Source organism: Methylibium sp. Pch-M (assembly GCF_004136295.1).
In the GTDB taxonomy this organism is placed as follows: Bacteria; Pseudomonadota; Gammaproteobacteria; order Burkholderiales; family Burkholderiaceae_C; genus Methylibium; species Methylibium petroleiphilum.
Window position 1 is genome coordinate 1,486,571 of sequence record NZ_CP029606.1, and the last position, 21,570, is coordinate 1,508,140.

The 21,570-nt window shown below is 65.0% G+C and carries 22 protein-coding genes; 1 reads left to right on the forward strand and 21 read right to left on the reverse strand.

What is annotated here, in order from left to right; genetic code table 11:
• Positions 1-4: 4 nt before the first annotated feature.
• The 19 genes from rplE to rpsL all read right to left on the reverse strand — a co-directional run bounded on the left by rplE (position 5) and on the right by rpsL (position 12,129).
• Positions 5-559: a 50S ribosomal protein L5 gene (gene rplE, locus C1M51_RS07045; protein WP_011831005.1), complete on the reverse strand. Its 555-nt coding sequence runs from the start codon at positions 557-559 to the stop codon at positions 5-7.
• Positions 560-573: 14 nt separating this feature from the next.
• A complete protein-coding gene (gene rplX / locus C1M51_RS07050; RefSeq protein ID WP_036232806.1) occupies positions 574-891 on the reverse strand; it encodes a 50S ribosomal protein L24 in 318 nt (105 codons plus the stop codon).
• A gap of 20 nt (positions 892-911) precedes the next feature.
• Entirely contained in the window at positions 912-1,280 is a 369-nt protein-coding gene (gene rplN, locus C1M51_RS07055; RefSeq protein WP_011831006.1) for a 50S ribosomal protein L14, read from the reverse strand.
• Between the two features lie 269 nt (positions 1,281-1,549).
• The gene (locus C1M51_RS07060) at positions 1,550-2,059 is read right to left on the reverse strand and encodes a peroxiredoxin (protein WP_129448838.1); all 510 of its coding nucleotides are present in this window, start codon (positions 2,057-2,059) and stop codon (positions 1,550-1,552) included.
• Between the two features lie 122 nt (positions 2,060-2,181).
• Entirely contained in the window at positions 2,182-2,454 is a 273-nt protein-coding gene (gene rpsQ, locus C1M51_RS07065; RefSeq protein ID WP_011831008.1) for a 30S ribosomal protein S17, read from the reverse strand.
• Positions 2,451-2,651 (reverse strand): 50S ribosomal protein L29, encoded by a 201-nt coding sequence (gene rpmC / locus C1M51_RS07070; protein WP_011831009.1) that lies wholly within the window; start codon positions 2,649-2,651, stop codon positions 2,451-2,453. Before rpmC ends, rpsQ begins: the two co-directional genes overlap by 4 nt.
• Before the next feature lie 18 nt (positions 2,652-2,669).
• Positions 2,670-3,086, reverse strand: a complete 417-nt coding sequence (gene rplP, locus C1M51_RS07075; protein WP_011831010.1) for a 50S ribosomal protein L16 — start codon at positions 3,084-3,086, stop codon at positions 2,670-2,672.
• Between the two features lie 2 nt (positions 3,087-3,088).
• Positions 3,089-3,982: a 30S ribosomal protein S3 gene (gene rpsC, locus C1M51_RS07080; protein WP_129448839.1), complete on the reverse strand. Its 894-nt coding sequence runs from the start codon at positions 3,980-3,982 to the stop codon at positions 3,089-3,091.
• Between the two features lie 14 nt (positions 3,983-3,996).
• Entirely contained in the window at positions 3,997-4,326 is a 330-nt protein-coding gene (rplV, locus tag C1M51_RS07085; RefSeq protein WP_036235754.1) for a 50S ribosomal protein L22, read from the reverse strand.
• Positions 4,327-4,336: 10 nt separating this feature from the next.
• Positions 4,337-4,612 (reverse strand): 30S ribosomal protein S19, encoded by a 276-nt coding sequence (gene rpsS / locus C1M51_RS07090; protein ID WP_011831013.1) that lies wholly within the window; start codon positions 4,610-4,612, stop codon positions 4,337-4,339.
• Positions 4,613-4,624: 12 nt separating this feature from the next.
• Positions 4,625-5,449, reverse strand: coding sequence for a 50S ribosomal protein L2 (gene rplB, locus C1M51_RS07095; protein WP_129448840.1), 825 nt, complete (start codon positions 5,447-5,449; stop codon positions 4,625-4,627).
• Positions 5,449-5,763 (reverse strand): 50S ribosomal protein L23, encoded by a 315-nt coding sequence (rplW, locus tag C1M51_RS07100; protein WP_011831015.1) that lies wholly within the window; start codon positions 5,761-5,763, stop codon positions 5,449-5,451. Before rplW ends, rplB begins: the two co-directional genes overlap by 1 nt.
• A complete protein-coding gene (gene rplD, locus C1M51_RS07105; protein WP_011831016.1) occupies positions 5,760-6,380 on the reverse strand; it encodes a 50S ribosomal protein L4 in 621 nt (206 codons plus the stop codon). The genes rplW and rplD overlap by 4 nt, the downstream gene beginning before the upstream one ends.
• Positions 6,380-7,060, reverse strand: coding sequence for a 50S ribosomal protein L3 (rplC, locus tag C1M51_RS07110; RefSeq protein WP_129448841.1), 681 nt, complete (start codon positions 7,058-7,060; stop codon positions 6,380-6,382). Before rplC ends, rplD begins: the two co-directional genes overlap by 1 nt.
• A gap of 186 nt (positions 7,061-7,246) precedes the next feature.
• The gene (rpsJ, locus tag C1M51_RS07115; protein ID WP_011831018.1) at positions 7,247-7,558 is read right to left on the reverse strand and encodes a 30S ribosomal protein S10; all 312 of its coding nucleotides are present in this window, start codon (positions 7,556-7,558) and stop codon (positions 7,247-7,249) included.
• Positions 7,559-7,647: 89 nt separating this feature from the next.
• Positions 7,648-8,838: an elongation factor Tu gene (tuf, locus tag C1M51_RS07120; protein WP_011831019.1), complete on the reverse strand. Its 1,191-nt coding sequence runs from the start codon at positions 8,836-8,838 to the stop codon at positions 7,648-7,650.
• 127 nt (positions 8,839-8,965) lie between these two features.
• Positions 8,966-11,068, reverse strand: a complete 2,103-nt coding sequence (fusA, locus tag C1M51_RS07125) for an elongation factor G (protein WP_129448842.1) — start codon at positions 11,066-11,068, stop codon at positions 8,966-8,968.
• 74 nt (positions 11,069-11,142) lie between these two features.
• Positions 11,143-11,613, reverse strand: coding sequence for a 30S ribosomal protein S7 (rpsG, locus tag C1M51_RS07130; protein ID WP_011831021.1), 471 nt, complete (start codon positions 11,611-11,613; stop codon positions 11,143-11,145).
• Between the two features lie 138 nt (positions 11,614-11,751).
• Complete coding sequence (gene rpsL / locus C1M51_RS07135; protein WP_011831022.1) at positions 11,752-12,129, reverse strand: 30S ribosomal protein S12; 378 nt, start codon at positions 12,127-12,129, stop codon at positions 11,752-11,754.
• Positions 12,130-12,375: 246 nt separating this feature from the next.
• Between rpsL and C1M51_RS07140 the strand changes: the two genes are divergently transcribed.
• Positions 12,376-12,861 carry a putative toxin-antitoxin system toxin component, PIN family gene (locus C1M51_RS07140; RefSeq protein ID WP_129448843.1) on the forward strand — a complete coding sequence of 162 codons (486 nt, stop codon included), beginning with the start codon at positions 12,376-12,378 and terminating at the stop codon, positions 12,859-12,861.
• Between the two features lie 45 nt (positions 12,862-12,906).
• On the opposite strand, the gene rpoC is transcribed toward C1M51_RS07140, so the two are convergent.
• Both rpoC and rpoB read right to left on the reverse strand, forming a co-directional pair.
• On the reverse strand, positions 12,907-17,145 hold the full coding sequence (gene rpoC, locus C1M51_RS07145) for a DNA-directed RNA polymerase subunit beta' (protein WP_129448844.1): 4,239 nt from the start codon (positions 17,143-17,145) through the stop codon (positions 12,907-12,909).
• Between the two features lie 12 nt (positions 17,146-17,157).
• A complete protein-coding gene (gene rpoB, locus C1M51_RS07150; protein WP_011831025.1) occupies positions 17,158-21,285 on the reverse strand; it encodes a DNA-directed RNA polymerase subunit beta in 4,128 nt (1,375 codons plus the stop codon).
• Positions 21,286-21,570 lie beyond the last annotated feature (285 nt).

Consider the following 21,570-nt stretch of genomic DNA (forward strand, 5'->3'; position numbering starts at 1 on the left):
CACCTCAGTTCTTGAACGGGAACTTGAATGCGGCGAGCAGCGCCTTGCATTCGTCGTCGGTCTTCGCGGTCGTCGTGAAGCTGATGTTCATCCCACGCAGCGCGTCGATCTTGTCGTACTCGATCTCGGGGAAGATGATCTGCTCTTTGACGCCGATGTTGTAGTTGCCACGGCCGTCGAACGAGCGGCCCGAGATGCCGCGGAAGTCGCGCACGCGGGGCAGCGAGATCGTCACGAAGCGGTCCAGGAACTCGTACATGCGCACGCCGCGCAGCGTGACCATGCAGCCGATGGGCACACCGTCACGGATCTTGAAGCCGGCGATCGCCTTCTTCGACTTCGTCACCACGGGCTTCTGGCCGGCGATCTTGGTCAGGTCGCCGACGGCGTGCTCCATGACCTTCTTGTCCGACACGGCCTCGCTCACACCCATGTTGAGCGTGATCTTGGTCAGGCGCGGCACCTGCATCACCGACTTGTAGCCGAACTTGGCCACCAGGTCGGCGACGATCTTGTCGCGGTAGTGCTGCTGAAGACGAGCTGTCTGTTGTTGAGCCATTGCTTACCTCGGCCTCAAGCCTTGATCTCGTCGCCGCTGGACTTGAAGACGCGCACTTTCTTGCCGTCAGCCAGGAGCTTGATGCCCACGCGATCGGCCTTGCCGCTCGCCGGGTTGTAGATCGCCACGTTGGACTGGTGGATCGGCATGGTCTTGTCGACGATGCCGCCGGTCGAACCCTTCAACGGGTTCGGCTTCACATGCTTCTTCACGATGTTGACGCCATCGACCAGCAGGTGATCGGCGTCGACGCGCGACGCCACGGCGCCGCGCTTGCCCTTGTCGCGGCCGGTCAGCACGATGACCTGGTCGCCTTTGCGAATCTTGTTCATGGTGTGTTCCTCGCAGTCGCTCAGAGGACCTCGGGGGCCAGCGACACGATCTTCATGAAGCGCTCGGTCCGCAGTTCGCGGGTCACCGGGCCGAAGATGCGGGTGCCGATCGGCTCGAGCTTGGCGTTCAGCAGCACGGCGGCATTGCCGTCGAACTTGACCAGCGAGCCGTCCTGGCGACGCACGCCCTTGGCGGTGCGCACGACCACGGCGCTGTAGACCTCGCCCTTCTTGACGCGACCACGCGGCGCAGCCTCCTTGATGGAGACCTTGATGACGTCGCCGATGCCGGCATAGCGACGCTTGGAGCCGCCGAGCACCTTGATGCACATGACGCTTTTCGCGCCCGTGTTGTCCGCGACATCGAGCCGCGATTGCATTTGAATCATTGTCTGTCCCCAACTTGTCTCGCGCCCGACCCACCATGGGTCGCTTGTGAGCAGTCTTGGGCCCGTCATCGGGCGCCTGCGTTGCCGCAAGGCCCCCTCTGCTTAGGGCGAGACCGAGGCCGCCTTGGGCGATTCGAGCCAGTGACCCGGCGGGGCTCACAGTCCCGCAATCCCAAGCCGACGTTCGGCGAAGCTTGGTAGTATCTGCGACTACAGGCGACGTGTCAAGCACTGCCAAGCAGTGACCGACCTCGTGCGCAGCGCCTGGCTTACAGCGCCCTGGCCTGCGCCAGGAGCGTCTCCGCGTTGCTGACCTCGAACTTGCCCGGCGCCTCGATGTTCAGCGTCTTGACGATACCGTCGACCACCAGCATGGAGTAGCGCTGCGAGCGCAACCCCATGCCACGGGCGTTGAGGTCCAGCGTGAGGCCCGTCGCCTGGGTGAAGGCGGCGCTGCCGTCGGCCATCATGCGGACCTTGCTGCCGGTGTTCTGCTCCCGGCCCCAGGCGCCCATGACGAACGCGTCGTTGACCGACACGCACCAGATCTCGTCGACGCCAGCCGCCTTGAACGCATCGGCGTGCTTCACGAAGCCCGGCACGTGCTGGGCCGAACAGGTGGGCGTGAAAGCCCCCGGCAAGGCGAAGACGGCGATCGTCTTGCCCGCGGTCGACTTGCCGATCTCGAAACTGTTCGGGCCGAGCGAGCAGCCGTCGCCCTCGACTTCGATGAATTCCTGCAGCGTGCCCTCGGGCAGCTTGTCACCGACTTTCAGCATCGCGCGTCTCCTGGTGATGAAAGGGAAGGGGTGCCTGAAAAGAAAACGACCGGTCGCCAGCATGCCAGCGTACCGGTCGCGTTCGTCGCAGGCCGATCAAAGCCCTGGACAGCGGGTCAAGCTCAGACCACTCGGGCCTTTTCGACCAACCGGGTCACGACCCAGGCCTTGGTCTTGGAGATCGGCCGGCCTTCGGCGATCTCGACCAGGTCACCGAGCTTGTACTCGTTGTTCTCGTCATGCGCGTGGTACTTGCGCGAACGCGCCACGATCTTGCCGTAGAGCTCGTGCTTGACACGACGCTCGACCAGCACGGTGATCGTCTTGGAACGCTGGTCACTGACCACGCGACCGACCAGGGTGCGCGTGTTCTTGACGGTCTCTTGAGTCGTCATTGCGCGGCTCCCTTCTTCTTCTCGGCCAGGATCGTCTTGGCGCGAGCGATGTCACGACGGGTCAGGCGCAGGCTGGCGGTATTGCCCAGCTGCTGCGTGCCCTTTTGCATGCGCAGGCCGAAGTGGGCCTTGAGCAGGTCCTTGACCTCCTGCTCGAGGGCCGCGACGTCCTTGGCGCGAAGTTCAGATGCTTTCATGTCGATTACTCCGAAGCGTCAGGCGCCGATCTGGCGCGAGACGAAGGTGCAGCGCAACGGCAGCTTGGCCGCAGCCAGCGTGAACGCTTCGCGTGCGAGCTCTTCGGGAACGCCGTTGATCTCGTAGAGCACCTTGCCGGGCTGGATCTCGGCGACGTAGTACTCCGGGTTGCCCTTGCCGTTGCCCATGCGGACTTCCGCCGGCTTCTGCGAGATGGGCTTGTCGGGGAAGATGCGGATCCAGATGCGGCCGCCGCGCTTCACGTGACGCGAGATCGCGCGACGCGCGGCCTCGATCTGGCGCGCCGTCAGGCGGCCGCGCTCGGTGGCCTTCAGTCCGAAGTCGCCGAACGACACGTTCGCACCGCGGGTGGCGATGCCCGTGTTGCGGCCCTTCTGTTCCTTGCGGAACTTGCGACGAGAGGGTTGCAGCATGTTTATTCTCCTTTGGCGTCGCCAGGGGCGACGGCCTTGCGCACGCGCTTCACGGCGGCCTTCGGGCCGTCTGCAGCAGCAGGCGCGGCACCGTCGGCCGGCTTGTCCGTCGCGGCGCTCGCGTCGGCGCGCGGGCCACGCGGGCCCGGGCGCGCGCCGTCGCGCGACGGCGGACGGCGGTCACCAGCCGGTCGGTCGCTGCGCGGGCCGCGGCGGTTGCGGCGGTCGTCTTCGCGCTCGTCGGTCTTGATGACCGGGGCTTCGCCATTGGCGAGGCGGTCACCGCGATAGACCCAGACCTTCACTCCGATGATGCCGTAGGTGGTCTTGGCTTCCGAGAAGCCGTAGTCGATGTCGGCGCGCAGCGTGTGCAACGGCACGCGACCCTCGCGGTACCACTCGGTGCGCGCGATCTCGATGCCGTTCAGGCGCCCGGCCGACATGATCTTGATGCCCTGGGCACCCAGGCGCATGGCGTTCTGCATCGCGCGCTTCATCGCGCGGCGGAACATGATGCGCTTCTCGAGCTGCTGGGTGATCGAATCGGCGATCAGCTGGGCATCGATCTCGGGCTTGCGCACCTCTTCGATGTTCACCGCCACCGGCACGCCCAGGCGGCGCGTCAGTTCGGCCTTCAGGTTCTCGATGTCCTCGCCCTTCTTGCCGATCACCACGCCCGGACGCGCCGAGTAGATGGTGATGCGGGCGTTCTTGGCGGGGCGCTCGATCAGGATGCGCGAGACGGCCGCGCTCTTGAGCTTGGCCTTGAGGTACTCGCGGACCTTCAGGTCTTCGGCCAGCATCGTCGCGAAGTTGCGATTCGACGCGTACCAGCGCGAGGACCAGTTGCGGGTGACGGGCAGGCGGAAGCCGACCGGATGAATCTTCTGTCCCATGGTCTTCTCTGCCTTTAGTTGCCGACGGTGACGAAGATGTGGCAGGTCGGCTTGCTGATGCGGTTGCCGCGGCCCTTGGCGCGCGCGGAGAAACGCTTCAGGGTCGCACCCTGCTCGACGTGGATCGTCTTGACCTTCAGCTCGTCGATGTCGGCACCGTCGTTGTGCTCGGCATTGGCGATCGCCGATTCCAGCGCCTTCTTGATGATGACGGCGGCCTTCTTCTGTGTGAACTCCAGGATGTTGAGCGCCTGGTCCACCTTCTTGCCGCGGACCAAGTCGGCCACCAGCCGACCCTTGTCGACCGACAGACGCACGCCGCGAACGATTGCTCGGGTTTCCATCGTCATCCCCTTACTTCTTCGCCTTCTTGTCCGCCGGGTGACCCTTGAACGTGCGGGTCAGGGCGAACTCGCCGAGCTTGTGACCGACCATCTGATCGGTCACGTACACGGGGACGTGCTGCTTGCCGTTGTGCACGGCGATCGTCAGCCCGATGAAATCGGGCAGGATCGTCGAGCGGCGCGACCAAGTCTTGATCGGCTTCTTGTCCTTGATCGCCACGGCCTTCTCGACCTTGGCCACCAGGTGGTGGTCCACGAACGGACCCTTCTTCAGTGAGCGTGCCATCGAGCGTGCCCCTTACTTCTTGCGACGCGAGACGATGAACGTCTGCGTGCGCTTGTTGCTGCGAGTGCGGTAGCCCTTGGTCATCGTGTTCCAAGGCGACACCGGCACCTGGCCCTCGCCGGTGCGGCCTTCGCCGCCGCCATGCGGGTGGTCCACCGGGTTCATGGCCACGCCACGAACGGTCGGGCGAATGCCCTTCCAGCGGATCGCACCGGCCTTGCCGTACTGGCGCAGGTTGTGCTCTTCGTTGCTCACCTCGCCGATCGTGGCACGGCACTCGATGTGGATGCGGCGCACCTCACCCGAGCGCAAGCGAACCTGGGCGTAAGTGCTTTCGCGTGCCAGCAGCGTCACCGACGTGCCAGCCGACCGCGCGATCTGCGCGCCCTTGCCGGCCAGCAGCTCGACGCAATGCATGGTCGAGCCCACCGGGATGTTGCGGATCGGCAGCGTGTTGCCGGCCTTGATCGGCGCTTCCGAGCCGCTCAGGATGGTGGCACCGACTTCCAGACCGCGCGGGGCGATGATGTAGCGGCGCTCGCCATCGGCGTAGCACACCAGCGCGATGTGGGCGGTGCGGTTCGGGTCGTACTCGATACGCTCGACCTTCGCCGGGATGCCGTCCTTGTTGCGCTTGAAATCGACCACGCGGTAGTGGTGCTTGTGGCCACCGCCCTTGTGCCGGATCGTGATGTGGCCGTTGTTGTTGCGGCCCGCATTCTGGATCTGCGGCTCGAGCAGCGACGCTTCGGGCTTGCCCTTATGCAGGTGCGAATGCACCACCTTCACCACGGCACGGCGGCCGGGGGACGTGGGTTTGACTTTGACGACGGCCATTACGCGGCCTCCCCGGAGAAGTTGAGCTCCTGACCCGCCTTCAGGCAGACATAGGCCTTGCGAACGTTGTCGCGGCGGCCCACGCCCTTGCCGAAGCGCTTGGTCTTGCCCTTGGTGTTGACGACCGACACCTTGTCGACCTCGACCTTGAACAGCAGCTCCACCGCCGCCTTGATCTCGGGCTTGGTCGCGTCCTGCAACACCTTGAACAGCACCTGGTTGTGCGACTCGGCGACCGCCGTGGCCTTCTCGGACACGATCGGCGCGACCAGCACCTTCATCAGGCGACCTTCATCGAACTTGAGAGCGCTCATGCCAGCATCTCCTTGAGCTTCTCGATCGCGCCCTTCGTCACCAGGACCTTCTTGTAGAAGACCAGCGACAGCGGATCGGCGTAACGCGGCTCGATCACCAGCACGTTGGCGAGATTGCGCGAGGCGAGGAACAGGTTCTCATCCACCTCGTCCGCGATCACCAGCACCGACTCCAGACCCATGGCCTTGAACTTCGCGGCCAGCGCCTTGGTCTTGGGCGTCTCGACCTTGATCGAGTCGACCACCGCCAGGCGGCCTTCGCGAGCGAGCTGCGAGAAGATGGCAGCCATGCCGGCGCGGTACATCTTCTTGTTGACCTTGTGGCTGAAGTTCTCTTCCGGGCTGTTCGGGAAGATCCGACCGCCTCCGCGCCACAGCGGCGACGAGGTCATGCCGGCGCGAGCCCGACCGGTGCCCTTCTGGCGCCACGGCTTCTTGGTCGAATGCTTGACCGTCTGGCGGTCCTTCTGGGCGCGCGTGCCTTGGCGAGCATTCGCCTGGTAGGCCACCACCACCTGGTGCACCAGCGCTTCGTTGTAGTCGCGGCCGAACACGGTGTCCGGCGCGTCGACCTTCGAGGCGGCCTGGCCTTGTTCGTTCAGGAGCTCGAGTTCCATCAGTTCGCCCCCTTCTTGGCCTTGACCTTGACGGCCGGGCGCACGGTCACGAAACCGTTCTTCGCGCCGGGAACCGCGCCGCGCACCAGCAGCAGCTGGCGGGCCTCGTCGACACGCACGACGTCGAGGTTCTGGGTGGTCTTGGTCACGTCGCCGCGGTGGCCGGACATCTTCTTGCCCGGGAACACGCGACCCGGATCCTGGGCCATCGAGATCGAGCCCGGCACGTTGTGCGAGCGGCTGTTGCCGTGCGACGCGCGCTGCGAGCCGAAGTTGTGCCGCTTGATGGTGCCGGTGAAGCCCTTGCCGATCGAGGTGCCCTGCACGTCGACCTTCTGACCGGCGGCGAACAGGCCGACCGGCAGCGTGCCGCCCGGCTTGTACTCGGCCGCCACTTCGGCGCTGACCGCGAACTCCCTCAGGATCTCGCCGGCCTCGACACCCGCCTTGGCGAGATGCCCGGCTTCGGGCTTGGTGACGCGCGACGCCTTGCGTGCGCCGAACGCCACCTGAATGGCGCTGTAGCCGTCGGTTTCGACGGTCTTGACCTGGGTGACGCGATTGTTGGACACGTCGAGCACCGTCACGGGCACGGCATCGCCGTCGTCCGTGAAGATGCGCATCATGCCCACCTTGCGGCCCAGCAAGCCGAGGCGATCGCCCGGATTGGCTGTAGTCATGGTTCTTCTCCAATGTCCGACATCGATTGGCCGGACTGACTTCACTGAGGCGACCGAACGCATTGCGTCGGGTCACCACGATGTTTTGCCCGCGGCACCGGAGTGCCGAGGGCAGAAAAGCCTGCGATTGTAGCAGCAGCGGCCGAAGCCGCAACCACCCGGGCCCGCAGCGAGCCCGCTCGGGACTTACTGCAGCTTGATCTCGACGTCCACGCCGGCCGGTAAGTCAAGCTTCATCAGCGCGTCGACGGTCTTGTCGGTGGGATCGACGATGTCCATCAGGCGCTGGTGGGTGCGGATCTCGAACTGGTCGCGCGAGCTCTTGTTGACGTGCGGCGAACGCAGGATGTCGAAACGCTGCATGCGCGTCGGCAGGGGCACCGGGCCCTTGACGATGGCGCCGGTGCGCTTGGCGGTGTCGACGATCTCGAGGGCCGACTGGTCGATCAGCTTGTAATCGAATGCCTTCAGGCGGATGCGGATCTTTTGCTTTTGCATGACGGTTCCTTCAAAGAGCGGTGCGGCGGGCAGCGCCCGCAGCGGGGTGGTGAAAGGCGGGGAGGGAAGTACCCGCCCGCCGTCATGCATTACTCGATGATCTTGGCGACGACGCCTGCGCCGACGGTGCGGCCGCCCTCACGGATGGCGAAGCGCAGGCCTTCTTCCATCGCGATCGGGTTGATCAGCTTCACAGTGATGCTCACGTTGTCGCCCGGCATCACCATCTCCTTGTCCTTGGGCAGCTCCACCGCGCCCGTCACGTCCGTCGTGCGGAAGTAGAACTGGGGACGGTAGTTGTTGAAGAACGGCGTGTGTCGGCCGCCCTCTTCCTTGCTCAGGACGTAGATCTCCGCAGTGAAGTGGGTGTGCGGCTTGACCGAGCCGGGCTTGCACAGCACCTGGCCGCGCTGCACGTCTTCACGCTTGGTGCCGCGCAGCAGGATGCCGACGTTGTCGCCCGCCTGGCCCTGGTCGAGCAGCTTGCGGAACATCTCGACGCCGGTGCAGGTGGTCTTCTGCGTGGCGCTGATGCCGACGATCTCGATTTCTTCGCCGACCTTGATGATGCCGCGTTCGACACGGCCGGTGACGACGGTGCCGCGCCCGGAGATGGAGAACACGTCTTCCACCGGCATCAGGAAGGCGCCGTCCACCGCACGCTCGGGCGTGGGGATGTAGCTGTCGAGGGCTTCGGCCAGCTTCATGATGGCCTGTTCGCCGAGTTCGCCCTTGTCGCCTTCGAGGGCGAGCTTGGCCGAGCCGTGGACGATGGGGGTGGCGTCACCGGGGAATTCGTACTTGTCGAGCAGTTCGCGCACTTCCATTTCCACCAGCTCGAGGAGCTCGGCGTCGTCGACCATGTCGCACTTGTTCAGGAAGACGATGATGTAGGGCACGCCGACCTGGCGGGCCAGCAGAATGTGCTCGCGGGTCTGGGGCATCGGGCCGTCGGCGGCCGAGCACACGAGGATCGCGCCGTCCATCTGCGCCGCACCCGTGATCATGTTCTTCACGTAGTCGGCGTGCCCGGGGCAGTCGACGTGCGCGTAGTGCCGGTTGGCGGTCTCGTACTCCACGTGCGCGGTGTTGATCGTGATGCCGCGCGCCTTCTCTTCCGGCGCCGCGTCGATCTGGTCGTACGCCTTGGCTTCACCACCGAACTTCGACGACAGAATCGTCGTGATCGCCGCCGTCAGCGTCGTCTTCCCGTGGTCCACGTGCCCAATCGTCCCAACGTTCACGTGCGGCTTGGTCCGCTCGAATTTGCTCTTGGCCATTTCAGGATCTCCAGATAAAGAACAGTGCCAGTGTTCGGTTTAAGGTCTCCGGCGGAGGGCGGGCTCACCTGCCACTGGCAGCAGGCGGCACCCCACCGAAGACCGGCTGTTTTCCAGATGCGCTTGATTACTTCGCGCGCGAGGTGATGATTGCGTCGGCCACGTTCTTGGGCGCTTCGCTGTAGTGCTTGAACTCCATCGTGTACGTGGCGCGCCCCTGCGACATCGAACGCAGCGTGGTCGAGTAGCCGAACATTTCCGACAGCGGTACCTCGGCCTTGATGGCCTTGCCGCCGCCGGGCATGTCGTCCATGCCCTGCACCATGCCGCGACGGGACGACAGGTCGCCCATGACATTGCCGGCGTAGTCTTCCGGCGTCTCGACTTCCACGGCCATCATCGGCTCGAGGATGACCGGCGAGGCCTTGCGGCAGCCGTCCTTGAAGCCCAGCGACGCGGCCATCTTGAAGGCGTTCTCGTTCGAGTCGACCTCGTGGTACGAACCGAAGGTCAGCGTGACCTTCACGTCCACCACCGGGAAGCCCGCGAGCACGCCGTTCGGCAGCGAGTCTTCGATGCCCTTCTTGACCGCCGGAATGAACTCGCGCGGCACCACGCCACCCTTGATGGCGTCGACGAACTCGAAGCCCTTGCCTGGCTCCTGCGGTTCGATCTTCAGCACGACGTGGCCGTACTGACCCTTGCCGCCCGACTGGCGAACGAACTTGCCTTCGATGTCCGACACCGGCTTGCGGATGGTTTCGCGGTAGGCCACCTGCGGCTTGCCGACGTTGGCCTCCACGCCGAACTCGCGCTTCATGCGATCGACGATGATTTCCAGGTGCAGCTCGCCCATGCCGGAGATGATGGTCTGGCCGGACTCTTCATCGGTGCGTACGCGGAACGACGGGTCTTCCTGGGCCAGACGACCCAGGGCGATGCCCATCTTCTCCTGGTCGGCCTTGGTCTTGGGCTCGACGGCCTGCGAGATCACCGGCTCGGGGAAGATCATCTTCTCGAGCGTGATGATCGCCTCCGGATCGCACAGGGTCTCGCCCGTGGTCACTTCCTTCAGGCCCACGCAGGCCGCGATGTCGCCGGCCAGGATCTCCTTGATCTCTTCGCGCTGGTTGGCATGCATCTGCAGGATCCGACCGATGCGCTCCTTCTTGCCGCGGATCGGGTTGAAGACCGAATCACCGGACTTCAGCACACCCGAATAGACGCGCACGAAGGTGAGTTGACCGACGTAGGGGTCGGTCATCAGCTTGAAGGCCAGCGCGGCGAACTTCTCGTCATCGGCAGCACGACGAACCACTTCCTTGTCGTCGTCGTCATGGCCGGGAACCGGGGGAATGTCGATCGGCGACGGCATGAAGTCGATCACGCCGTCGAGCATGCGCTGCACACCCTTGTTCTTGAAGGCGGTGCCACAGAACATCGGCTGGATCTCGGCGGCGATCGTGCGTGTGCGGATGCCGAACTTGATCTCCGCCTCGGTCAGTTCGCCCGATTCGAGATACTTGTTCATCAGCTCTTCGCTGGCCTCGGCCGCGGCCTCGACCATGTTCTCGCGCCACTTCTGCGACTCGGCCTGCAGGTCCGCGGGGATGTCTTCGTAGTTGAACTTCATGCCCTGGGAGGCCTCGTCCCAGATGATCGCCTTCATCTTGATGAGGTCGATCACGCCGGTGAAGTTCTCCTCGGCGCCGATCGGCAACACGATGGGCACGGGGTTCGCCTTCAGGCGCACCTTCATCTGGTCGTAGACCTTGTAGAAGTTCGCGCCGGTGCGGTCCATCTTGTTGACGAACGCCAGACGCGGCACCTTGTACTTGTTGGCCTGGCGCCAGACCGTCTCGGACTGCGGCTGTACGCCGCCCACGGCGCAATACACCATGCAGGCGCCATCAAGCACGCGCATGGAACGCTCCACCTCGATGGTGAAGTCGACGTGCCCCGGGGTGTCGATGATGTTGATGCGGTGCTCGGGGAAGGCCAGTTCCATGCCCTTCCAGAAGCAGGTGGTGGCGGCCGACGTGATCGTGATGCCGCGCTCCTGCTCCTGCTCCATCCAGTCCATGGTCGCCGCGCCATCGTGCACTTCGCCGATCTTGTGGTTCACACCGGTGTAGAACAGGATGCGCTCGGTGGTGGTGGTCTTGCCGGCATCGATGTGCGCAGAGATACCGATGTTGCGGTAGCGCTCGATGGGGGTCTTGCGGGCCATGGTGTGACTCCAAATACAGGGGCCGCTCGCGGGTTCGTACAAACCCGAAGAGCGGCCGGGGACCAAAAAGAGACTTAGAAGCGGAAGTGCGAGAACGCCTTGTTGGCTTCGGCCATGCGGTGCACCTCGTCGCGCTTCTTCATCGCGCCGCCGCGGCCTTCCGAGGCCTCGAGCAGTTCATTCGCGAGACGCTGGGCCATCGACTTCTCGCTGCGCTTGCGGGCCGACTCCTTGAGCCAGCGCATCGCCAGCGCCATGCGACGAACGGGGCGAACTTCCACGGGAACTTGGTAGTTCGCACCGCCGACACGGCGAGACTTCACTTCGACCATCGGCTTCACGTTGTTCAGCGCGGTGATGAAGACCTCCAGCGGATCACGGTTGGCCTTCTTCTCGACGGTCTCGAGGGCGCCATAGATGATGCGCTCGGCCACGGCCTTCTTGCCGGATTCCATGATCACGTTCATGAACTTCGAGAGATCGACGTTGCCGAACTTCGGGTCCGGCAGGATCTCGCGCTTGGGTACTTCGCGACGACGGGGCATTTCTCTTCCTTCTGTGCTTCAGTCGGCGCCGTTCGGGCGCCTCGGGCGGCCACGCGTTCGGGCCACCCACTTACTCGACCCACCGACGGCGGGTCATCCGATGTCGACCTTGCGGCCGACCGTTCTGCTGGCGCAGTCTTAGGCCTTCTTCGGGCGCTTCGCGCCGTACTTGGAGCGCGACTGCTTGCGGTCCTTCACACCCTGCAGGTCGAGCGAGCCGCGCACGATGTGGTAGCGCACGCCCGGCAAGTCCTTGACCCGGCCGCCGCGCACGAGCACCACGCTGTGCTCCTGCAGGTTGTGGCCTTCGCCGCCGATGTACGAGATGACCTCGAACCCGTTGGTCAGGCGCACCTTGGCGACCTTCCGGAGCGCCGAGTTCGGCTTCTTCGGCGTGGTGGTGTAGACGCGCGTGCAGACGCCCCGACGCTGCGGGCCGCCCTGCATCGCAGGCGACTTCGACTTCGTGACCTCGGTCTGGCGACCGTGGCGCACGAGCTGGTTGATGGTTGGCATGGGTAACTTGTTCCCGTTTGAAGTTACTGGTTCAGGTCTTCCGGTGTCATGCGCGACGCCTCCAGACGGAACCAACCCGGGATGCGCGCCTGGCCCTCGAGCGAGGACGATTCAGGAAGCGCGGCGCAGGTCGCCCAGCAAAGAGCGCAGCAGAATCTGCCGAAAAGCCTGACAGTATATTCGTGTCGCCCACCGCCCGCAAGCAAGAGGCCACGCCGACCACCGGGCTCGACCCCGCCCTTTCCCATGACAGCAGCCCTTCCGCCCAGTGCGGTCATCGACACCAATGCGATCCTGGACTGGCTGGTCTTCCAGGATCCGGGCGCCGCCTTCGGAAGGGCGATCGAATGTGGCGCGCTCCGCTGGATCGCGACGCCGGCGATGCTGCTCGAGCACCGGCGGCTGTTCGCGAGCCCCAGTCTGGGCGCCTGGTCGCCGGACGTCGCCCGCCTCGAGGCCGCCTGGGCGCGCTGGGCCCAGGTGGACACTGACACCGTCCCGGCTTGTGCGTTGCGCTGCACAGACGCCGACGACCAGATGTTCATCGATCTCGCGCTGGCCCGCCGGGCCACCTGGCTGCTGACCCGGGATCGAGCGCTGCTCAAGCTGGCCCGACGCGCCGCAACGACCGGTTTGCGTGTACTCACACCTGTTCATTGGCAGATCAGCACCTCGGCGAGCCCCGAGGCTGCCGCTGAAACCCACAGCCCTGCCGCTTCACGCCGGCCATGAAAAAGGGCGGCCGAAGCCGCCCTTGCCGTCGCTGCGCGACCGTCCTCACTGCGCCGGGGGCGGCGGCGCTTCCTCGCCGACCACCACTTCGGCGGTCGTCGCGGGCGCCAGCAGGGCCTGCTCCTCGGCCTCCTGCAGCGCGATGGAGCGGCGTTCGGCGTCGTCCATCTCCTCCTTGGCCTTGCGGGCCCGGTGGAAGGCCAGACCGGTTCCGGCCGGGATCAGGCGCCCGACGATGACGTTCTCCTTCAGACCCCGGAGTTCGTCGCGCTTGCCCATGATCGCCGCCTCGGTCAGCACGCGCGTGGTCTCCTGGAACGACGCCGCCGAGATGAACGAATCGGTCGACAGCGAGGCCTTGGTGATACCCAGCAACACGTCGGCATGCGTCGCGATCATCTTGCCATCGGCACGCATCTTGTCATTGGTGTCGAGCATCGAGGCGCGCTCGACCTGCTCGCCCAGGATGTAGTGCGTGTCGCCCGGGTTGACGATCTGCACGCGGCGCAGCATCTGGCGAACGATCACCTCGATGTGCTTGTCGTTGATCTTCACGCCCTGCAGGCGGTAGACGTCCTGCACCTCGTCGACGATGTAGCGCGCCAGCTCCTCGATCCCCAGCAGTCGCAGGATGTCCTGCGGATCGGCCGGGCCGTCGACGATGGACTCGCCCTTGTTGACCACCTGGCCTTCGTGCACCAGGATGTTCTTCTCCTTCGGCACCAGCTCTTCGTAGACCTTCCCGTCCGGGTCGGTGATCTGCAGGCGCACCTTGCCCTTGGTCTCCTTGCCGAACGACACGGTCCCGGTCATCTCGGCCAGGGTGCCCTTGTCCTTGGGCGTGCGGGCTTCGAACAACTCGGCCACCCGCGGCAGACCGCCGGTGATGTCGCGCGTCTTCTGGCCTTCGACCGGGATGCGGGCCAGCACCTCGCCCGGGGCGAGGTCCTGACCATCGCGGATCTGCACCAGCGAGCCGATCGGGAAGCCGATCGTCACCGAGTGGTCGGTGCCGGGGATCTTCACCTCGTTGCCGGCTGCGTCGAGCAGCTTCACCTGCGGGCGCACCACCTTGGCCGCGCCACGGCGCTTCGGGTCGATGACCACCAGCGTCGACAGGCCCGTCACCTCGTCCACCTGCTTGGCGACGGTGACGCCTTCCTCGACGTTCTCGAACTTCGCCTTGCCGGCGAACTCGGTGATGATCGGCCGGGTCAGCGGGTCCCAGTTGGCCAGCACGGTGCCGGCCTTGACCTGCTGGTCGGCCTTGATATTGAGCGTCGCGCCGTACGGCACCTTGTGGCGCTCGCGTTCGCGGCCGTGCTGGTCGGAGATGATGATCTCGCCGGAACGGGAGATCACCACCAGCTCGCCCTTGCCGTTGGTCACGTAGCGCATCGTCGCGTTGAAGCCGATGTGACCATCGGACTTCGCCTCGACGCTGGAGGCCACTGCCGCACGCGACGCCGCGCCACCGATGTGGAAGGTCCGCATCGTCAGCTGCGTGCCGGGCTCACCGATCGACTGTGCGGCGATCACGCCCACCGCCTCGCCGGCGTTCACCAGCCCGCCGCGACCGAGGTCGCGGCCGTAGCACTTGGCGCACAGGCCGAAGCGCGTATGGCAGGTCAGCGGCGTGCGGACCTTCACCTCGTCGACGGCAGCCGCCTCGACGATGTCGAGCGTGTCCTCGTCAAGCATCAGCCCGGCCGGCACGACCACCTGCTGGGTCTCTGGATGCAGCACCTCGATGGCCGTCACGCGGCCGAGGATGCGGTCGCGCAGCGACTCGATGACCTCGCCGCCCTCGACCAGCGCGCGCATCGCGATGCCGGCGTCGGTGCCGCAATCGTCCTCGGTCACCACCAGATCCTGTGTCACGTCGACCAGGCGGCGCGTCAGGTAGCCGGAGTTCGCGGTCTTCAGCGCCGTGTCCGCCAGGCCCTTGCGGGCGCCGTGGGTGGAGATGAAGTACTGCAGCACGTTCAGGCCTTCACGGAAGTTCGCCGTGATGGGCGTCTCGATGATCGAGCCGTCCGGCTTGGCCATCAGGCCGCGCATGCCAGCCAGCTGGCGGATCTGCGCGGCGGAGCCGCGCGCACCGGAGTCGGCCATCATGTAGATGGAGTTGAACGACTCCTGGTCCACCAGCTTGCCGTGACGGTCCTCGACCTTCTGCTTGGACAGCTGGGCCATCATGACCTTGCCGACCTCGTCGCCGGTCTTGCCCCAGATGTCGACGACCTTGTTGTAGCGCTCCCCGGCCGTCACGAGACCCGAGACGTACTGCTGCTCGATCTCCTTGACTTCCTTCTCGGCGCGCTCGATCAGGTCGTGCTTCTGCTTGGGCACCAGCATGTCGTCGATCGAGATCGAGATACCGGCGCGCGTGGCCAGGCGGAAGCCGCTCTGAAGCAGCTTGTCGGCCAGCACCACGGTCTCCTTCAGACCGCACTTGCGGAAGGAGGTATTGATCAGCCGCGAGATCTCCTTCTTCTTCAGCGCCTTGTTGATGTTGGCGAACGGCAGGCCCTTGGGCAGGATCTCCGACAGCAGCGCACGGCCGACCGTGGTGTCGACCAGCTTGGACTCCGGCACGAACTCGCCGCTCTCCTTGTCCTTGGTCCACTCGGTCAGACGCACGGCGATCTTCGCGGTGATCTCCACCTGGCCGTTGTCGAGCGCGCGCTGCACCTCGACCACGTCGGAGAAGATCAGGCCTTCGCCCCTGGCGTTGATGCGATCGCGGGTCGCGTAGTACAGACCCAGCACGACGTCCTGCGACGGCACGATCGACGGTTCGCCGTTGGCCGGGAACAGCACGTTGTTGGAGGCCAGCATCAGCGTGCGGGCTTCCATCTGCGCCTCGATCGACAGCGGCACGTGGACGGCCATCTGGTCGCCGTCGAAGTCGGCGTTGAACGCCGCGCAGACCAGCGGGTGCAGCTGGATCGCCTTGCCCTCGATCAGCACCGGCTCGAACGCCTGGATGCCCAGGCGGTGCAGCGTCGGCGCGCGGTTCAGCATCACCGGGTGTTCCTTGATGACTTCCTCGAGGATGTCCCAGACCACCGGCGTGCCGGATTCCACTTCCTTCTTCGCCGCCTTGATGGTCGTGGCGATGCCCATGGCTTCCAGGCGCGAGAAGATGAAGGGCTTGAACAGCTCGAGCGCCATCAGCTTGGGCAGGCCGCACTGGTGCAGCTTGAGCGTCGGGCCCACAACGATGACCGAACGGCCCGAGTAGTCGACGCGCTTGCCCAGCAGGTTCTGGCGGAAGCGGCCGCTCTTGCCCTTGATCATGTCGGCCAGCGACTTGAGCGCGCGCTTGTTCGCGCCCGTCATCGCCTTGCCTCGGCGGCCGTTGTCGAGCAGCGAGTCCACCGCTTCCTGCAGCATGCGCTTCTCATTGCGCACGATGATCTCCGGCGCCTTCAGTTCGAGCAGGCGGGCCAGGCGGTTGTTGCGGTTGATGACGCGGCGGTACAGGTCGTTCAGGTCGGACGTGGCGAAGCGCCCGCCGTCCAGCGGCACCAGCGGACGCAGGTCCGGCGGCAGCACCGGCAGCACGTTCATCACCATCCACTGCGGCTTGATGCCCGACTTCTTGAAGGCCTCCATCACCTTCAGGCGACGCGAGTTCTTCTTGACCTTGAGCTCGGAGCCGGTCATGTCGCCGCGCAGGCGCTCGATCTCGACGTCGAGGTCGATCTCGGCCAGCAACTTCTGGATGCCCTCGGCGCCCATCAGCGCGACGAACTCGTCGCCGTGCTGCTGCTTCTTCGCGTCGTAGTCGTCCTCGGTCATGATCGAGAACTTCTTCAGCTCGGTCATGCCCGGGTCGACGACCACATAGGCCTCGAAGTACAACACGCGTTCGATGTCGCGCAGCGTCATGTCGAGCACCAGGCCCAGGCGCGACGGCAGCGACTTCAGGAACCAGATGTGCGCGCAGGGCGCGGCCAGGTCGATGTGACCCATGCGATCACGACGCACCTTGGTCTGCGTGACCTCGACACCGCACTTCTCGCAGATCACGCCACGGTGCTTGAGGCGCTTGTACTTGCCGCACAGGCACTCGTAGTCCTTGATCGGACCGAAGATCTTGGCGCAGAACAGGCCGTCGCGTTCCGGCTTGAAGGTACGGTAGTTGATGGTCTCGGGCTTCTTCACCTCGCCGAACGACCAGCTCCGGATCTTTTCCGGGGACGCCAGGCCGATCTTGATGGCATCGAAATGCTCATCCGGGGTGAACTGCTTGAAAAGGTCGAGTAGTCCCTTCATGCATCTTCTCCTTTAGTTGCGCTCGAGCTCGATATCGATGCCGAGCGAACGAATTTCCTTCACCAGCACGTTGAACGACTCCGGCATGCCGGCCTCGATCGCGTGCTCGCCCTTGACGATGCTTTCGTACACCTTGGTGCGGCCGTTCACGTCGTCCGACTTCACGGTCAGCATTTCCTGCAGCACGTAGCTCGCGCCATAGGCTTCCAGCGCCCAGACTTCCATCTCGCCGAAGCGCTGGCCGCCGAACTGCGCCTTGCCGCCCAGCGGCTGCTGCGTGACGAGCGAGTACGGACCGGTGGAACGGGCGTGCATCTTGTCGTCGACCAGGTGGTGCAGCTTCAGCACGTGCATGTAGCCCACCGTGACCGGGCGCTCGAAGGCGTCGCCGGTGCGGCCGTCGTGCAGCGTCGCCTGGGTGCGGGTGGCGTTCAGCCCCTTGGCCGCGGCGATCTCGTCCGGGTAGGCGAGGTGCATCATCGCGCGGATCTCTTCCTCGGTGGCCCCGTCGAACACCGGCGTCGCGAACGGCACGCCCTGCGCAAGGTTGGTCGCCATCTCGGTGATCTCGGCATCGCTGAGGCCGTTCAGGCCTTCCGACTTGCCGCCCGACTTGTTGTACAGCTCGTCGAGGAACTTGCGCACGTCGGCGATCTTGGCCTCCTGCTGGAGCAGGTCGCCGATGCGCTGGCCGATGCCCTTGGCGGCCCACCCGAGGTGGACTTCCAGCACCTGGCCGACGTTCATCCGCGAGGGCACGCCCAGCGGGTTGAGCACGATGTCGCACGGCGTGCCGTCGGCCATGTAGGGCATGTCCTCGACCGGAACGATCTTGGAGACCACGCCCTTGTTGCCGTGGCGGCCGGCCATCTTGTCGCCCGGCTGCAGGCGGCGCTTGACGGCCAGGTAGACCTTGACCATCTTCAGCACGCCGGCCGGCAGTTCGTCGCCCTGCGTCAGCTTCTTGCGCTTCTCCTCGAAGGCGAGGTCGAAGCTGTGGCGAGTCTGCTCGAGCGAATTCTTGATCGACTCGAGCTGGTTGGCGATGTCGTCGTCCGCCGGGCGGATGTCGAACCAATGGTACTTGTCGACGCTCGCCAGGTAGGCCTTGTCGATCGGCGTGCCCTTGGCGAGCTTGTTCGGGCCGCCATTGGCCGTCTTGCCGGCCAGCAGCTTCTCGATCCGGTCGAAGGCGTCGGCCTCGACGATGCGCAGCTGGTCGTTCAGGTCCAGACGGAAGCGCTTGAGCTCGTCGTCGATGATCTGCTGGGCACGCTTGTCGCGCTGGATACCTTCGCGGGTGAACACCTGGACGTCGATCACGGTGCCATTGGTGCCCTGGTCCACGCGCAGCGAGGTGTCCTTCACGTCGGAGGCCTTCTCGCCGAAGATCGCGCGCAGCAGCTTCTCTTCCGGCGTCAGCGTGGTCTCGCCCTTGGGCGTGACCTTGCCGACCAGCACGTCGCCCGGATTCACCTCGGCACCGATGTAGACGATGCCCGACTCGTCGAGCCGGCCGAGCTGCTGCTCGGACAGGTTCGGGATATCGCGGGTGATTTCCTCCGAGCCCAGCTTGGTGTCGCGCGCCATCACCACCAGTTCCTCGATGTGGATCGAGGTGTAGCGGTCGTCGGCGACCACGCGCTCCGAGATCAGGATCGAATCCTCGAAGTTGTAGCCGTTCCAGGGCATGAACGCGACCAGCATGTTCTGGCCGAGCGCCAGTTCACCGATGTCGGTCGACGCGCCGTCGGCGATCACGTCGCCGGCGCCCACCTGGTCGCCGCGCTGGACGATCGGGCGCTGGTGGATGTTGGTGTTCTGGTTCGAGCGCTGGTACTTGATGAGGTTGTAGATGTCGACGCCGACTTCGCCCGCCACCGTTTCCGCGTCGTTGACGCGGATCACGATGCGGTTGGTGTCGATGTAGTCGACCACGCCGCCACGCTTGGCCGTGACGACCGTGCCCGAGTCGACCGCCGAGACGCGCTCGACGCCGGTGCCGACGAAGGCCTTCTCGGGACGCAGCACCGGCACCGCCTGGCGCTGCATGTTCGCGCCCATCAGCGCGCGGTTCGCATCGTCATGCTCGAGGAAGGGCACCAGCGAGGCCGCCACCGACACGATCTGCGTCGGCGCCACGTCCATGTACTGGATGCGCTCCGGCGAGGTCAGCACCGACTCACCGCTCTCGCGGGCCGACACCAGCTCGTCGATCAGCTTGCCGTCCTTGTCGAGACCGGCATTGGCCTGCGCGATGACGTACTTGCCTTCCTCGATGGCCGACAGGTAGTCGATCTGGTCGGTGACCTTGCTGTCGATCACACGGCGGTACGGCGTCTCGAGGAAGCCGTACTCGTTGAGCTGCGCGTACAGCGCCAGCGAGTTGATCAGGCCGATGTTCGGACCTTCCGGCGTCTCGATCGGGCAGACGCGACCGTAGTGGGTCGGGTGCACGTCGCGCACCTCGAAGCCAGCGCGCTCGCGGGTCAGGCCGCCCGGGCCCAGGGCCGAGACGCGACGCTTGTGCGTGATCTCGGACAGCGGGTTGGTCTGGTCCATGAACTGCGACAGCTGGCTCGCCCCGAAGAACTCCTTCAGCGCGGCCGAGATCGGCTTGCTGTTGATGAGGTCGTGCGGCATCAGCGCTTCGGTCTCGGCCTGGCCGAGACGCTCCTTCACGGCCTTCTCGATACGAGCGAGGCCCGAGCGGTACTGGTTCTCGGCCAGCTCGCCGACGCAACGCACACGGCGGTTGCCGAGGTGATCGATGTCGTCGACCTCACCGCGGCCGTTGCGCAGCTCGACCAGGATCTTGACCACGTCGAGAATGTCGTCGTTGGCCAGCACCATGCGGCCTTCGGCGGTGTCACGCCCGACGCGGGCATTGAACTTCATGCGCCCGACGCGCGACAGGTCGTAGGTGTCCTCGCTGTAGAACAGGCGGTTGAACAGCGCCTGCACCGCGTCCTCGGTGGGCGGCTCGCCGGGGCGCATCATGCGGTAGATCGCCACGCGAGCGGCCAGCTCGTCGGCGGTCTCGTCGGAGGCCAGCGTCTGCGAGATGTACGCGCCCATGTCGAGCTCGTTCGTGTACAGGCACTGGATGTCCTTGATGCCGGCCGTGCGCAGCTTCTTCAGCAGCGAGTCGGTCAGTTCGTCGTTGGCCTTCGCGATGATCTCGCCGGTGTCGGCGTCGACCATGTTCTTCGCCAGCACGCGGCCGACCAGGAAGTCTTCCGGCACGCTGATGAAACTGGTGCCCGACGCTTCCAGCGCACGCGTGTGGCGCGCCGTGATGCGCTTGTCCTTCTCGACGATCACGGCACCCGCCTTGTCGGTCAGGTCGAAGCGGGCGATCTCGCCGCGCAGCCGGTCGGCCACGAACTCCATCTGCGCGCCCGAATCCATCAGGCGGAAGTTGTCGAACACGAAGAAGTTCGCGAGGATCTGCTCGGGGTTCAGGCCGATGGCCTTGAGCAGGATCGTCACAGGCATCTTGCGGCGGCGGTCGACGCGGAAGTACAGGATGTCCTTCGGGTCGAACTCGAAGTCCAGCCACGAGCCGCGGTAAGGAATGATGCGGGCGCTGAACAGCAACTTGCCCGAGCTGTGGGTCTTGCCCTTGTCGTGCTCGAAGAACACGCCCGGCGAGCGGTGCAGCTGAGACACGATCACACGCTCGGTGCCGTTGACGATGAAGGAACCATAGTCGGTCATCAGGGGCACCTCGCCCATGTAGACCTCCTGCTCCTTGATCTCCTTGACCACCTTCGACTGCGAGGTCGAGGTTTCACGGTCATAGATGATCATCTGCAGCTTGGCGCGCACCGCGGCGGCGTAGGTCAGGCCGCGCTGCTGGCATTCCCGCGTGTCGAACGCAGGCTTGGCCATGTTGAACTCGATGTACTTCATCTCCACGAACCCGTTGTGCGAGACGATCGGGAAGGCGGAGAGGAAGGCGGCCTGCAAGCCCTCCGGTTTGCGCTTTTGGGGCGGCACGTCCTTCTGCAGGAAGGCGACGTAGGAATCCTTCTGCATCGTCAGCAGATAGGGCACGCCCAAGACGTTCTCGCGCTTTCCGAAACTCTTCCGGATGCGCTTGCGCTCGGTGTAGCTGTAGGGGGTTGCTTGCGCCATTGATCACTCCGTGTCGAATGAGCACCGCCCGGCCTAGGCGACACTCTTTCGGCGACTGGCGACGCAGACCTTGCGTCTGCTGCTTGGTGGCTGGCCACTACCAGCCGCTGGCGGACAACCAGGGCATTGCACCCCAGCCCGACCAAACCGGTTCCCTGCAGTCGTTTCAGAGAACACTTGGAAACCCCCAAGGGGGGCTTCCAGGTGCTCACGGCCCTCGGAAAAACCCTCGATTATGACCTCGAGGATCTTTCTGACACCCCCCAAGGGCTAATGAGAGGGATC